At 66.2% G+C, this 13,766-nt stretch carries 12 protein-coding genes; 5 read left to right on the top strand and 7 right to left on the bottom strand.

The window, feature by feature from the left end:
- Positions 1 to 12 precede the first annotated feature (12 nt).
- Positions 13 to 1,320 (bottom strand): YhgE/Pip domain-containing protein, encoded by a 1,308-nt coding sequence (locus ACQP1T_RS15835; RefSeq protein WP_433761046.1) that lies wholly within the window; start codon positions 1,318 to 1,320, stop codon positions 13 to 15.
- Positions 1,321 to 1,479: 159 nt separating this feature from the next.
- Positions 1,480 to 3,243 (bottom strand): arginine--tRNA ligase, encoded by a 1,764-nt coding sequence (gene argS / locus ACQP1T_RS15830; RefSeq protein ID WP_433761044.1) that lies wholly within the window; start codon positions 3,241 to 3,243, stop codon positions 1,480 to 1,482.
- Between the two features lie 160 nt (positions 3,244 to 3,403).
- Between argS and ACQP1T_RS15825 the strand changes: the two genes are divergently transcribed.
- Positions 3,404 to 3,928: a DUF3558 family protein gene (locus ACQP1T_RS15825; protein WP_433761043.1), complete on the top strand. Its 525-nt coding sequence runs from the start codon at positions 3,404 to 3,406 to the stop codon at positions 3,926 to 3,928.
- A 50-nt stretch (positions 3,929 to 3,978) separates the two neighbouring features.
- Here the strand turns inward: ACQP1T_RS15825 and ACQP1T_RS15820 are convergent, their stop codons facing one another.
- Both ACQP1T_RS15820 and ACQP1T_RS15815 read right to left on the bottom strand, forming a co-directional pair.
- A complete protein-coding gene (locus ACQP1T_RS15820) occupies positions 3,979 to 5,226 on the bottom strand; it encodes an SPFH domain-containing protein (RefSeq protein ID WP_433761041.1) in 1,248 nt (415 codons plus the stop codon).
- On the bottom strand, positions 5,227 to 5,658 hold the full coding sequence (locus ACQP1T_RS15815) for an NfeD family protein (protein ID WP_433761040.1): 432 nt from the start codon (positions 5,656 to 5,658) through the stop codon (positions 5,227 to 5,229).
- Between the two features lie 176 nt (positions 5,659 to 5,834).
- Between ACQP1T_RS15815 and ACQP1T_RS15810 the strand changes: the two genes are divergently transcribed.
- The 4 genes from ACQP1T_RS15810 (at position 5,835) to ACQP1T_RS15795 (ending at position 11,022) form a co-directional block, all read left to right on the top strand.
- Positions 5,835 to 6,647, top strand: coding sequence for a DUF3097 domain-containing protein (locus ACQP1T_RS15810; RefSeq protein WP_433762219.1), 813 nt, complete (start codon positions 5,835 to 5,837; stop codon positions 6,645 to 6,647).
- A gap of 188 nt (positions 6,648 to 6,835) precedes the next feature.
- Positions 6,836 to 7,654 (top strand): hypothetical protein, encoded by an 819-nt coding sequence (locus tag ACQP1T_RS15805; protein ID WP_433761038.1) that lies wholly within the window; start codon positions 6,836 to 6,838, stop codon positions 7,652 to 7,654.
- A gap of 100 nt (positions 7,655 to 7,754) precedes the next feature.
- Entirely contained in the window at positions 7,755 to 8,525 is a 771-nt protein-coding gene (locus ACQP1T_RS15800; protein WP_433761037.1) for a S1 family peptidase, read from the top strand.
- A gap of 34 nt (positions 8,526 to 8,559) precedes the next feature.
- On the top strand, positions 8,560 to 11,022 hold the full coding sequence (locus ACQP1T_RS15795) for an FHA domain-containing protein (protein WP_433761035.1): 2,463 nt from the start codon (positions 8,560 to 8,562) through the stop codon (positions 11,020 to 11,022).
- A gap of 22 nt (positions 11,023 to 11,044) precedes the next feature.
- On the opposite strand, the gene ACQP1T_RS15790 is transcribed toward ACQP1T_RS15795, so the two are convergent.
- From ACQP1T_RS15790 to fabG1, 3 genes are all read right to left on the bottom strand, one after another.
- A complete protein-coding gene (locus tag ACQP1T_RS15790) occupies positions 11,045 to 12,121 on the bottom strand; it encodes a ferrochelatase (RefSeq protein ID WP_433761033.1) in 1,077 nt (358 codons plus the stop codon).
- A gap of 16 nt (positions 12,122 to 12,137) precedes the next feature.
- The gene (inhA, locus tag ACQP1T_RS15785; RefSeq protein WP_433761032.1) at positions 12,138 to 12,977 is read right to left on the bottom strand and encodes an NADH-dependent enoyl-ACP reductase InhA; all 840 of its coding nucleotides are present in this window, start codon (positions 12,975 to 12,977) and stop codon (positions 12,138 to 12,140) included.
- A 72-nt stretch (positions 12,978 to 13,049) separates the two neighbouring features.
- Positions 13,050 to 13,766, bottom strand: a complete 717-nt coding sequence (gene fabG1 / locus ACQP1T_RS15780; RefSeq protein WP_433761031.1) for a 3-oxoacyl-ACP reductase FabG1 — start codon at positions 13,764 to 13,766, stop codon at positions 13,050 to 13,052.

Raw genomic sequence — 13,766 nt, 5'->3', positions numbered from 1 at the left:
TGCCCGCAACGCTCAAACCGTCGCGGCCGCCTGCTCGGCGGGTTTGCGGTGCAAGCCCTTTCGGTCGTAGTACAGGGTCACCACCGCACCGACGACGAGGCCGATCCCCAGACCGAGCACCGCCATCCAGCTACCGCGCGCGAGCCCGGCGGCACCGCTGGCATTGAAGTAGAGGATGGCGCGCACCCCGAGAAAGACCTGGTGCATGGGTTCGAAGGTGGCCAGCCACTCGAAGTACGTCGGCGTCGCCTCGATGGGCACACTGCCGCCCGAGGAGGGCAGGCCGAGCACGATGAACAGGATCAGATTGACCAGCAGACCCGCGGTGCCGAGCGCGGCCAGCACCGACAATGCGGTCACCCCGACCGCGATGATCGCGAGCATGCAGTACAGGAACAGCGCGAGCGGATGGTCGAGCGGCACATCCAATGCCGCTGCGACGCCGAGGAATACGGCGGAGACGATCGGCGCGGTGACGATGAGGATCGCCCACTTCAACAGCAGGGTGCGGAAGCGAGAGATCGGCGCGAAGGGATAGTGCACGTACCACGGGCCGTACTCCGTCGGCGCGAATCCGAGCGCGGAATCGGTCATCGCGTGGATGATCATCGCACCGGTGAATCCGGCGAGCAGCACCATGATCGTATAAAAGAATGCGGACAATCCCTCTCCGGTGCCTTCGGGCAGCGGACGATACGGGTCCACCACCACCTGGATCGGATGGGCGAGCAGCAATTGGCTGGCACCGGCAAGCTGTGGCGCCTGGCCGCCCCCGACAGGTTGCAGCTGGGTCTGCACGGTATCGGTGAGTTGTTTGCCGACGGTCTCGTCGACGCGAGTCAGCGCCTGATCGGCAATGCGCTGCATGACCCCGGTGGCGAAACTGCCCGCCCGCGGATTCGTATGCACCGTAATGATCGGCTGTTCGACCTTGCCCGGTACCACCCCGGCAGCGCCCAGAATGGCCAGCCGCTTGGTGAAGTCACTGGGGATGACGATCGCACCGTAGGCGTGGCCCTGGCGCAGTTGCCGTTGCGCCTCGGCGAATCCGACCACCCGCACGTCGATCTTATCGGCGGGCAGGTTCGCGACGAGTGCGTCGGTGATCTGATCACCGACATTGGTCGGCTTGCTGCCCAGGGTATCCCCGTCGTCCTGATTGACCAGTGCGACGGGGAAATCGTGCAGATTCTCGGTCGGATTCACCACATACGCCAGATACATCGTGGCCAGCAGCGACATGAGCAGGGTGACCACGGCGATCGGGGCGATCCAGGCCCGTGGCCGCAGATGGCGGGCGGCGGTTGCGGCAGTCGTCATGGGCGCACGGTAATCCGTCGCGGTGGTATTTCGGTACCGATACGGCACGGGTCGGTGGCTGCTCACACCGCGGTACCGGCGGCCATCACCGAGACCGCGATCACAGTTTCAGCGCAACCAGCCTTCCCGTTCGAGGTAGACCACTACGCATGGGCCCGGTTACATGCGTTCAGGGGCGGCGATGCCGAGGAGGCCGAGCCCGTGCGCCAGCGTCTGCGCGGTCGAATCGCACAGTGCGAGACGGTTTTTCCGTATCCGGTCGGGCGCGGTGAGGACCGGGCAGGTCTCATAGAAGGCGGTGAAGTCGCGGGCGAGGTCATAGAGGTAGCCACACAGTCGATGGGGCTCGAGTGTTGCGGCAACCTCGGTGACCACCGTGCTGTAGGCGTCGAGTTCCAGTGCCAGGGCCCGTTCGGCGGGGTCGAGTGCGACGGTCGGATCGATCCGCACGTCGTGATCTTGTGCCTTGCGCAGGATCGACCGGATTCTGGCGTGCGCGTATTGCAGATACACGCTGGTGTTGCCGTTCAATGCGACCATGCGGTCCAGATCGAAGGTGTAATCCTTGACCCGGGATGTGGACAGGTCGGCGTATTTGACCGCGCCGATTCCGGTCGGTTCGGCGATCGCATCGAGCTCGGCGGCTGGCAGTTCCGGGTTCCGTTCGGCGACAACGGTTCGTGCTTTCGTTACGGCGTCGTTCAGCAGGTCCATCAGTCTCACGGTGCCGCCCGCGCGAGTTTTGAAGGGCCGCCCATCCGGGCCGAGCACCGTGCCGTAGGCGATGTGTTCGGCGTCGAGGTCGTCGGACAACCAACCGGCCCGTCGCGCAGCTTCGAAGATCAGCCTGAAGTGCAGAGCCTGACGGGAATCGGTGACATACAGCAAACGTTCGGCATGTAAATGCCGCACCCGGTACCGGATGGTCGCCAAATCTGTTGTGTCGTAGCCGTATCCGCCGTCACGCTTGCGCACCAGCAACGGGACCGGCTGGCCGTCAGGGCCATCGACCTCTTCGGAGAAAACGACCAGGGCGCCGTCGCTCTCGACGGCGATGCCCTTGTCGACCAGTTCGGCAATGGTGTCGGCCAGCATCGGATTGTAGAACGACTCGCCGACATAATCGTCCGCCGTCAGCAGTACACCTAGCCGATCGTAGATTTCACCGAACGCCCGCTCCGATTCGGCGACGATCTCCCGCCACCGCCGCAAGGTGGCCTCGTCGCCGGATTGCAGCGCCACCACCCGAGCCCTGGCCCGCTGCGCGAATGCCGGATCACCGTCGAATTCCGTCCGCGCGGCCTTGTACAGCGCGTCCAATGCCGACACCGCCGACGTGTCACCGCTCAGCTCATCGTTTCGCCAGCGCACCCCGGAATGCTCATCCAGATACTGGATCAGCATTCCGAACTGAGTCCCCCAGTCCCCCAAGTGATTCTGCCGAATCACCGACGCTCCGAGAAAAGCCAGCACCCGTGCGATGCAGTCGCCGATGATGGTCGTGCGCAGATGCCCGACGTGCATCTCCTTGGCGATATTCGGTGCCGAATAGTCGACCACTGTCCGACGACCGCGCTCGGAATCCGGTACGCCCAGCCGATCGCCAGCCAGCCGCGCCGAAACCTGTTCCCACACAGCATGATCCGACAACGCGATATTGAGGAACCCCGGCCCCGAGACCGTCACCGCGTCGAACAGACCACCGCCCGATTCCAATGCCGCGACCAATTCCGCAGCGAACTCGGCGGGCCGCACCCCCACCCGCTTCGCTACCGCAAGGGCCACATTCGACTGGAAATCCGCGCGGTCGGAACGTCGCACCACCGGATCGGTCCCGATCAGCTCCGGACGAGCCCGACCGATCGCCGCGGCCATCGCCCCGGCAACCCGATCGAGCAGCGGCAACACCCCGGAATCAGCCACGCGCAGTCCCTTCTATTCCTGTGGAGCAGTGAGTATCGCAGCGCACCCGGTGCCGGGCCGAACCATTTTCCGCTGCCGCCCCCTGGGCAGGCAGCATTGCCGAAACCCCCTGACCGGTAGCCTCGGGCGAGGGAATCGGTTGCGAAGGTAAGGAACGGATGTGAACGCATTCCGTCTGCGTTACGGACTGGCCGTGCTCGCGGCCGCCGGATTGCTGACCGGTTGTTCCGATAAGGCCGCGCCGGACGCCCATCCCGCCACCACCCCGGCGGCCAACTGCACGCCACTGACCGAAGAGCAGATCAGCCATGCCGCGCAGGCCGACACCCTCACCACCCACCACCGTCCCCCGGTCTGTGTCTGGCAGGCGCAACGCGGCGCCGACGAATCCGATCTCAGCTTCACCTACACCGACCGCGAATCCCTGCAGCAGACCTGGCAGCGAGCCGAGAACGACGGCTTCCAGACCGAACACCTGACGATCACCGAGCAGATCTTCGGCGCGACCGTCACAGCGACCGGCTTCTACATCCACAATCCACACGATCCAGGTGACTGCGCGGTGGCCGCCGCAGACAATGGCACCATCGTCTGGCGCGTCCAAAACCATTCCCACACAACAACACCCGACCCGTGCGCCATCGCGCTCCAATTGGCGACGCTGACCATCGATCTCGCGCCGTAACCGGCGAATAGATCACCCCGGACCTCGACGAGATCCGGGGTGTTCGCAGTTTACTGTGACGGCGGCTGCCAGGGCTGCCCCTGCGGCCCGTCCGGGTGGTACGGCGGCTGATGCGGCGGAATCTGCTGAGGCGGGGTCTCCTGCCGTGGCGGCATGACCGCCTGATGCGGCGAGGGCTGAGTTCGGGTGACCGGGGTCGCCACCCCCTCCACCGATGCGCGGGCATCGGCCTCCGCGGCGCGCACCGCCTGTTCGATGGCCGGATCACGGGCCGTATCGAACCAGCCCTCGACGTCGGAATCGTCCTCCGGCTTGCTCTCCACATCGTCGACGGGGGCGGGCTCGTAGCGGAATACGCCGTCCTCGCCCTTGGTCGCGAAGTTCTGCGCGAAGCCCTCGAGCGCCTTGCCGAAATCGCTCGGCACCAGCCACACCTTGTTCGCGTCACCGCGGGCCACCAGCGGCAGGGTCTGCATGTATTGGTAGGCAAGCAGTTCCGGCGTCGGCTTGCCGGATTTGATTGCGGCGAAAACCTTTTCGATCGCCTTGGCCTGGCCCTGCGCCTGCAGGTAGGCCGCGGCCCGTTCACCCTGGGCGCGCAGAATCCGGCTCTGCCGTTCACCTTCGGCCGCCAGGATCGAGGACTGCTTGGCGCCCTCGGCGGACAGGATCTGCGCCTGCTTGGCACCCTCGGCCGTCTTGATCTGCGATTCGCGGGTGCCCTCCGCGGTCAGGATCATGGCGCGCTTCTCGCGGTCGGCCTTCATCTGCTTCTCCATCGACTCCTGGATCGATGGCGGCGGATCGATGCTCTTGAGCTCGACCCGCGCGACGCGCAGTCCCCAGCGTCCGGTGGCCTCGTCGAGCACCCCGCGTAGCTGACCGTTGATCTGATCGCGGGAGGTCAGCGTCTGCTCCAGGGTCATGCCGCCGACGACATTGCGCAGGGTGGTGACGGTGAGCTGCTCGACGGCGGCGATGTAGTTGCTGATCTCGTAGACCGCCGCCTGCGGGCTCGTCACCTGGAAGTACACCACGGTGTCGATATGCAGGGTCAGGTTGTCCTCGGTGATCACCGGCTGCGGTGGGAAGGACACCACCCGCTCGCGCAGGTCGACCTTCGCCCGGATCCGGTCGGCGAAGGGCACCAGGAAGGTCAATTGACCCGAGACGGTGCGCGAATATCGGCCGAGCCGCTCGATGACGGCCGCCTCCGCCTGTGGCACCAGGGCGATCGATTTGAAGACCACCACCACGACCAACAGCACCAGCACGGCGGCAACGATGAGCACAGCCATTTACGGCTCCTTCCAGACGACGGCGGTCGCGCCGTCGATCTTCATGACGTACACCGTAGTTCCCTTCGGATACTCGACCGTGGAGTCGAACGGCCGCGCGGTCCACTCTTCGCCACCGATTTTGACCAGGCCACTGTGCTCGCCGACCGATTCCAGCACCAACGCCTGCTTACCCGGCAGCGCGTCGACATTCGTCGGGATCGGCGGCGGAGTTCCGAAGCGGCGCCGCATAACTGGCCGCACCCCGAGCAGCAGCACCAGCGCCAGCACCGCGAAGACCACGGCGTCGCCGACCAGCCCGGTATCGGCCACGGCGCTGACGCCCGCGGTCCCGAGCGCGGCGACGCCCAACATCAGCAGCGTGAGGTCCCCGGTGAGCATCTCCGCGGCCGCGAGCAGCAGGCCCGCGACCAGCCAAACGATTGCGGCCACAGACCCACTGTAGTGGTCCGAACCACTTCTGTGGCGCGACAAACCCAAGATCACCGGCAGCGTTTCGATGCGCCCCATGTCGTACTGCTCAGTACAGTTTGTGACCGGCACACCAACTCGCTTGCGCCGCAACCCGAACCGACGGTGCTAGTTTCGGGCGGGTGAGCGGGCGTGACATGTATGGCGGCGACATCTTCTCCGGACATTCGCGATCGAAGAAGCGAACCGTGCCGACGGTCGTGGCCGACCGCGACCTCGTGGTCGAGGATGCGGCGACCGGATTCTGCGGTGCCGTGGTCGGATTCGACCGCAGCTATGACGGCGAATTCGTCAAGTTGGAGGATGCGCGCGGTGCGGTGCGGTTGTTCGCATTACGTGAGGCCGCATTCCTGATCGACGGTGCGCCCGTCACGCTGGTCCGCCCCAAGGCCGCGGCGCCGAAGAAGCCGACCAGGTCGGCTTCCGGCTCGACTCGGGTGGAGGGGCTGCGCGCGCAGGTCGCCAAGACGAGCCGGATCTGGGTGGAGGGGGTGCACGATGCCGCGCTGGTCGAGCGGGTGTGGGGACACGATCTGCGGGTCGAGGGCGTGGTCGTCGAACATCTCGAGGGTTTGGACAATCTGGCCGAGCGGCTGACCGAATTCGCACCCGGACCGGGGCGGCGGGTCGGTGTGCTGGTCGACCATCTTGTCACCGGTTCCAAGGAAACCCGGCTGACCACAGGTCTCGGTAAGTATGTGCTGGTCACCGGGCACCCCTATATCGATGTGTGGCAGGCCGTGCGTCCAGCGGTGGTCGGCATCGCGGCATGGCCGGAGGTGCCGCGCGGTGAGGACTGGAAGACCGGCATCTGCCGTCGGCTCGGCTGGGGCACACCGCAGGAGGGATGGCGGCGGGTCTACAACGCCGTCGAATCCTTCCGCGATCTGGAATCCCCCCTGATCGGCGCGGTGGAGCGACTCATCGACTTCGTCACCGAACCGGAGTGACCATAGCTATCGGGTCCAATCGCTGAAATCATGTCCCACTCCGCGGAATTCGGCCCGCACATGCGGAGCAGCGACGCACCCGCTGTTCCGGTACCCGCGGTATCGGGCGGCGGATCGATGCGCGCAGCTCACCGGGGTATCCGGCATGGACACCCCCGAGTCGCAACCCTCCTTTATGCTCGATAATTATGTGCTCTCCTAGTGCCACGCTGACGGTCTGGGCTGGCTCCTGGCTGGCCGGTTGCAGCGCGCCCGACGACATCCTCGAGGCGCTGTACGCCTGGGCGCCGCGGCACACCATCGCCGCGGGCGATCCACTGACCGGCGGTCGCGACGACCTGCCGTGGTCTTCCCGCGACAATCTGTCGGGCACCGGAGTCATGGCACTGCTCAAGGTAATTCGCGAGGCGATGGCCCAGCCGGGCGCGCAGCTGCGCCTGGTGCTGCCGGTCCCCGGCGATGTGCGCGGACTACCCACCGGAACGGCCTTCGCCGCGGATGCGATCGAGGCGGGCGAGGGACTGCTGTTCGGTGTGCCTGGCCAGGAGGGCACTGGCCTGATCCCGCAGTGGGCCGATGACGACACCCTGCAGTGGACCGTCTACAGCACCGAGATTCCGGCCGCGCCCGGCCCGGATATGTCGCTCGGCGAGGCCGAATACACAATGCGCGAAGCGGTGCGCGACGCCGCCGACGCCCTGATGCGTCTGCACACCACCGCTGCGGGCGCGGCCATCGACTCCGACCCCCGCGAACTCATCGAGGCCGAGCTCGCGGATTACTCCCGCCACAACTATCCGGATTCGATCCCGTTGCGCGCCAGGCGAATACTCGACAGCGCCGACCACGTCGCCGCCATCCTCACTGTCGCCCAGCGCGAACCGGCCTCCTCCCCCACCTCCGCCAGCGCGATCGGCGCGCAGGAGGACCTGCTACGCCCGCTATGGGATGCGATCCGCGCGGCGCGGTTGGTGGCGGTGCACGCCGCCGCTCGCGGCAATGCGTAAAGCACCCACATTCGACGGCCCCCGTCCGCGAAGGCGCGAGAACACCCGCATCCTCTGGTTGAATAGTCCGACCGATCGCCTAAATCATCCGGGAGGCGGCATGTTCCGCATACCTCGCACTGTCGCGGCCGCGGCTGCCGCATTGATATTCGGTCTCGGCGCGCCCGCCGTACCCGCCACGGCGATCGTAGGCGGAAATACCATCGAGGCGAACGCCTACCCGTGGCTCGCCGCCGTCGGCAGCCCGTTGTACTTCCCCCGGCCATCCGGGCAATTCTGCGGCGGTGCGCTCATCGCGCCCGATCGGGTGGTGACAGCGGCGCACTGCGTCGAGTTGGCCCGGCTGCTGCCGCAGGCGATCACCGTCACCTTCGGCCGCACCGATCTGCGCTCGCACGACGGAGTCACCGTGGGAGTCAAGGAGATTCGCATCCACCCGGATTTCCGAGAAACCGATTTCGATGGCGAGACCGTGCACCACAATGATCTCGCGATTCTCGTCCTCGACGAGCCGAGACCGGGGCCGTACCTGGAAATCGCAGCGCCACAGCATGATCCGCGCGCATACGGCGATACCGGCACCATCGTCGGCTGGGGCGCGACCGCTGAGAACGACATCTCGAATACGCTCCTGCGATCCGCCGCCGTCCCGATAGTCTCCAACGCCACGTGCGCCGCCGCCTATGGCTCCGCCTTCGACCCGGCCGATATGCTCTGCGCCGGATCCCCCGACGCCGACACCGCCGAATACGACAGCGGCGATCCACTTCTCGCCGGGGGCCGACTGATCGGCCTCACCTCATGGGGCAAGGGCAGCGCCCGGCCGGGGTTCCCAGGTGTCTACGCCTACCTCACCACCGTGGGTTTCTGACCAAACAGGGCGGACCAGTCGGTATACTCACCGCATGGCGGATGACCAGTCCTCCATCGAATCCCCAGAGGCGCCCGTTCTTGTGGTGCAGACGAGGGAACGCGTCTATCGGCTACGTGCTGGGACGGTATATAACGTCGGTCGCGATCCGGCATCCGACGTTATCGTCACCGATCCGCGCGCATCGTCGATGCACGCCGTGCTGGAGCGTGGCGCGGACGGTTGGGAAATCGAGGACGCGGGCAGTCTCAACGGCACCTTTTTCGACGGTCACCGCGTCGGGCGGATGGTGATCGACCATGACGAGACGTTCCAGCTCGGTCACGCCGTGGACGGCGAGGAGTTGGTCTGTTCCCTAGAGGGGCAAGAAGGACAACCCGACCACGAGTCCGCTGACGATATCGGGGAAGACACGATGGTCGTCTCCGATCCCGGCTACAACCTCGAGGACGAAGAAACGATCACGAAGTTCCACGCGGGTCGCCCCCGGCGGGTTTCGCGATCGGCACCGTCGGCGGGCACCGCCCACGCGGTCGTCCGGATCACATCGCCCACGCTTCGGATAGGACGCGCGGCCGACAACGACATTGTCGCGCACGACCTCATGATCTCCCGCCATCACGCCGAGCTGCGCATGATCGGCGAGGGAAGGTACCGGATAGTCGACCTCGACAGCCACAACGGAACCTACGTCAACGGCCACCGGATCGACGCCGCCGACCTGTCCGAATCCGACTTGATCGGCATGGGACACACGACCTTCCGGCTGGTCGGCGATGAGCTGCGCGAGTTCGTCGACACCGGTGACGTATCGGTCTCGGTGCAGGGCCTCACCGTGCGGACCCCCGAGGGCAAGGTGCTCCTCGACCGAGTGAGCTTCCCCATCCCGCAGCGCTCGCTCGTCGGTGTCATCGGGCCGAGTGGAGCGGGCAAGTCGACATTGCTCGGCGCGGTCACCGGGTTGCGACCGGCCACGGAGGGCACGGTCCGCTACGACGGACGCGATCTGTACACCGATTACGACGAGCTCCGGCACCGCATCGGACTGGTCCCGCAGGAGGACATCCTGCACAACCAGCTGCCGACGCGGCGCGCGCTCCGCTACGCCGCCGAACTGCGCTTCCCCGGTGACACGCGCAGCGAGGAGCGCGAGCAGCGGGTCGACGAGGTCCTCGACGAGCTCGGTTTGGCGCGGCACGCCGATACCCGCATCGACAGGCTCTCGGGCGGGCAGCGCAAACGGGTGAGCGTCGCACTGGAGTTGCTGACCAAACCGTCGCTTTTGTTCCTCGATGAACCCACTTCCGGCCTCGATCCCGGCCTGGACAAGACGGTCATGGAAATGCTGTCCGAATTGGCGCACGACGGGCGGACCGTCATCGTGGTCACGCACAGCGTGGCGAATCTCGATTCCTGCGACCGCCTACTGGTCCTGGTGCCCGGCGGTCGGCTGGCCTATTACGGGCCGCCCGCGGAGGGGCTGCGGCAGTTCGCACAGCGCAGTTGGGCCGATGTGTTCCAGGCATTCGACCGCGAGGAAGACCGCGACTGGGCCGGTGAGTTCCGGAATTCGCCGCGCTTCGAGAATTACGTGGCGGTCGGGCTGACCGATGACGTCGGTCCTGCACAGGTGCACCGACCGGCGCCGCCGCCCGCGCCGCAGTCCAAGCTCAGCCAGCTCAGCACACTGTGTCGGCGATATCTTGCGGTCATCGCCTCGGACCGAAGCTATTTGGCACTGCTCGGTCTGATGCCCCTGATTCTCGGTGGCTTGATCGCCGCGGTGCCGGCGGGCGAGGGATTCGCCGGGACGCCGGGATCCAACGTCGATGCACCGACCAAGCTCATGGTTTTGGCGTTCGCGGCATGCTTCGTCGGCACCGGCAATTCGATTCGCGAGATCGTCAAGGAACAGACGATCTACCGCAGAGAACGCGCGGCAGGCCTGTCAGCAGGGGTCTATCTGATGTCGAAACTGCTGGTCCTCGGCGTGATCACCGCACTGCAGGCGGTGGTGCTCGTCCTGATCGGCACCATCGGGGTGGCGATGCCGCCCAAGGGGCTCTTCACCTCCGTCGAGCTGGAGTTGGTCCTGGCAATGGCGCTGCTCGGCATCGCATCGCTGGCATTGGGCTTGCTGGTGTCGGTGTCGGTGAACACCTCCGAGAAGACACTGCCGCTGTTGATCGTGCTGTCGATGGCACAACTGGTGCTCACCGGCGGGCTGGTGCGGCTGCCCGGCACGCTCGGCCTCGAGCAACTGGCCTACCTCTCGCCATCCCGTTGGGGGTTCGGGGCAGGAGCCGCCACCCTCGACCTCGACACCCTCTCACCGCATACGGGCGCGCCCGACCCGCTGTGGAGACACACCATCGGCACGTGGCTGCTCGACATGGGACTCGTCGCCGGGCTGGGTGTCGTCTTCCTCGCGCTGGCCTGGTACCGCCTATATCAGCTGCGCCCACGGCGCCGCGGCGCCCGCAAGGCGAGAATTTGACGGTGGCCGTCCACTGCGAAAGCTAGGTTGCGACGGCAGGCCGTCGCGGCGGGGTGCAGCAGTCGATAGCACAGGGGGCACCGTTCACGGTGCAGCCGTAGCCTGGAATCTCGCCGAGTCGGCGTGGCGATAGCCCGGTCAGGTGCTCGTTGACCAGTTCGACGACCAACTGGGCGAAGCGGGGATCGGTTCCCGGTGTTGCCGCCCTGGCGAACGCCATGCCGAGTTCCTCGGCCTTCGCCCTGGCTTCGTTGTCCAGATCCCAGATGACCTCGAGGTGGTCGGAGACGAACCCGACCGGGCAGACGACGACCGCGTCCACACCCTTGCCCGACAGCTCCTCGAGATGGTCGACGATATCCGGGTCAAGCCAGGGAATCCGCGGCGGGCCGGAGCGGGACTGCCACACCACGTCATAATCGGCGAATCCGGTTGCGGCGGCACACAATCGCGCCGCCTCGGCGACCTGACGACTGTACAGCCGCCCACCATCCGCGGGCGGTCCCGCACCGATATCGGCCGACACCGGTATCGAGTGCGCGGTGAAAACCAGCCGGACACCCTCCCGGCGCTCAGCCGGAAGCGAATCCGCGGCGGCGCGGATGGCCGCCGCGAATGCCTCGATCAACAGCGGATGATCGAAGTACTGCCGCAATTTCACCAGCTCCGGCGCATCCGCCCCGAAAGCCGTACGCGCCCTTGCGATGTCCTCGTCGTACTGCAGACACCCGGAGTACCCACCCCACGCCGAGGTGGGGAACACCAAGGCCGCCCGCACACCATCGGCCGCCATGCGCGCGACGGTGTCCTCGACCATCGGATCCCAGTTGCGGTTGCCGAAGTACACCGGCAATTCGATTCCGGCACCGGCCAATTCGCGCTGCACCGCGGCGATGATGTCGCGATTGAGCGCATTGATCGGGGAGACACCGCCGAAATGCAGGTAGTGCTGCGCGACCTCGTCGAGACGTTCACGCGGCACGCCACGGCCCCGGGTGACGTTCTCCAGGAACGGCATCACGTCCTCGGGACGTTCCGGACCGCCGAAGGACAGCAGTAGCAGCGCATCCACTTTCCCGGCAGCGGCATCCGCGGCCACGGCTCCTCCTCCAGCTTCAGTTGGCGGCGAACCCGTTTTCCGGGAACCAGGTGTTGTGGCTGGCACCGCCGTCGACGTAGATGATCGAACCGGTGGTGCCGGGCAGCCAGTCCGACAGCAGCGTCACGATGGACTTGGCGACCACGGTCGGGTCGTCGACATCCCAGCCGATCGGAGAGGCGCCATCCCAGTACTCGTTGAGCATGTTCAGTTGCTTGGCGTCATCGGTGGCGGTGCCAGCGATGGCCTTGGCAGCGAGGGTCTTGATCGGACCTGCGGCGATCAGATTCGAACGAATCTTCTTGGCGTTGCCGACTTCCCGCGCCACGTAACGGTTCACCGATTCGAGGGCAGCCTTGGCCACACCCATCCAGTTGTAGTACGGCATGGCGGTGCGCGGGTCGAAGTCCATGCCAACGATGGAGCCGCCCTCCTTCATCACGGGGAGCACGGCGCGGGCCAACGACGCGTAGGACCAAGCCGAGATCTCGAAGGCCTTGGCGGCGTCGGGGCCGGGACCGTCCAGGAAGGCCACCGCGTCCGGACCCATCAGGGTCTTCGGCGCGAAGGCGATGGAGTGCAGGACGCCATCAATGCCCTCGGGAGCCAGCTCGCGCAGCTTCTCCGGCAGGGAGGCCAGATTCTCCTCGCTGGTGACGTCCAAGCCGATGGCCGGGGCGACCTCTTGCGGCAGCCGCTTGGCGATCCGATCGATCAGCCGCAGCCGCTCCGGAATGCCGGTGATGATCACCTTCGCGCCCTGCTCCTGCGCGACCGCCGCCGCGTGGAACGCGATCGAGGAATCGGTGATGATGCCGGTGATCAGGATGGTCTTGCCTTCGAGCAATCCGCCCATGGGTTTTCGGTTCTCCTGTAGTCGAAGTTCAACTGGTTACGCGACCGCCGAACGCGTCGGCTCCCGGTCGGCTCAGTGGCCCATGCCCATGCCGCCGTCGACCGGGATCACCGCGCCGGAAACGTAGGCAGAATCGTCGGAGGCCAGGAAGCTGATCACGGCGGCGACGTCTTCGGGCTGGCCGAGGCGCTGCAACGGAATGAACTTCTTCGCGGTGTCGCGCAGATCGTCGGGCAGTTCGGCGGTCATATCGGTTTCGATGAAGCCGGGCGCGACCACATTGGCGGTAATCGAGCGCGAGCCGAGCTCACGGGTGATCGAACGCGCCAGACCGATGACACCGGCCTTCGACGAGGCGTAGTTGATCTGGCCGGGACCGCCGCCGAGGCCGACGACCGAGCCGAGGAAGATCATGCGGCCCCACCGTGCCCGCAGCATGGCGCGGTTGGCCCGCTTGGCGCAGCGGAACGCACCGGTCAGGTTCGCATCGATGACCCTGGTGAACTGATCCTCGCTCATCCGCATCAGCAGGGTGTCATCGGTGATGCCCGCATTGGCGACCAGCACCTCGACCGGACCCTGCTTCTCCTCGACCTCGCTGAAGGCCGCGTCAACCGAGTCCGCATCCGTCACATCGCATTTCACACCGAACAGACCGTCCGGAACCCCCGACCCACGATGCGTGACGGCCACCTTGTGCCCATCGGCAAGCAGACGCTGCGCGACCGCGAGTCCGATACCGCGGTTGCCACCGGTCACCAGGACCGACCGGGATGTGATGTTCGACAT

Origin of the sequence: Nocardia sp. CA-135398, from assembly GCF_050955845.1 — a bacterium.
Taxonomy (GTDB): Bacteria; Actinomycetota; Actinomycetes; order Mycobacteriales; family Mycobacteriaceae; genus Nocardia.
Note: the sequence above shows the minus strand (reverse complement) of the source record. Positions and strands in the feature narration are given on the sequence as shown.

Coding starts and splice junctions, on each gene's coding strand:
- ACQP1T_RS15835 (WP_433761046.1), bottom strand. CDS start 1,320: ATGACGACTGCCGCAACCGCCGCCCGCCATCTGCGGCCACGGGCCTGG.
- ACQP1T_RS15820 (WP_433761041.1), bottom strand. CDS start 5,226: ATGGCTGTGCTCATCGTTGCCGCCGTGCTGGTGCTGTTGGTCGTGGTG.
- ACQP1T_RS15810 (WP_433762219.1), top strand. CDS start 5,835: ATGTATGGCGGCGACATCTTCTCCGGACATTCGCGATCGAAGAAGCGA.
- ACQP1T_RS15805 (WP_433761038.1), top strand. CDS start 6,836: ATGTGCTCTCCTAGTGCCACGCTGACGGTCTGGGCTGGCTCCTGGCTG.
- ACQP1T_RS15800 (WP_433761037.1), top strand. CDS start 7,755: ATGTTCCGCATACCTCGCACTGTCGCGGCCGCGGCTGCCGCATTGATA.
- ACQP1T_RS15795 (WP_433761035.1), top strand. CDS start 8,560: ATGGCGGATGACCAGTCCTCCATCGAATCCCCAGAGGCGCCCGTTCTT.
- inhA (WP_433761032.1), bottom strand. CDS start 12,977: ATGGGCGGATTGCTCGAAGGCAAGACCATCCTGATCACCGGCATCATC.
- fabG1 (WP_433761031.1), bottom strand. CDS start 13,766: ATGTCGAACATCACATCCCGGTCGGTCCTGGTGACCGGTGGCAACCGC.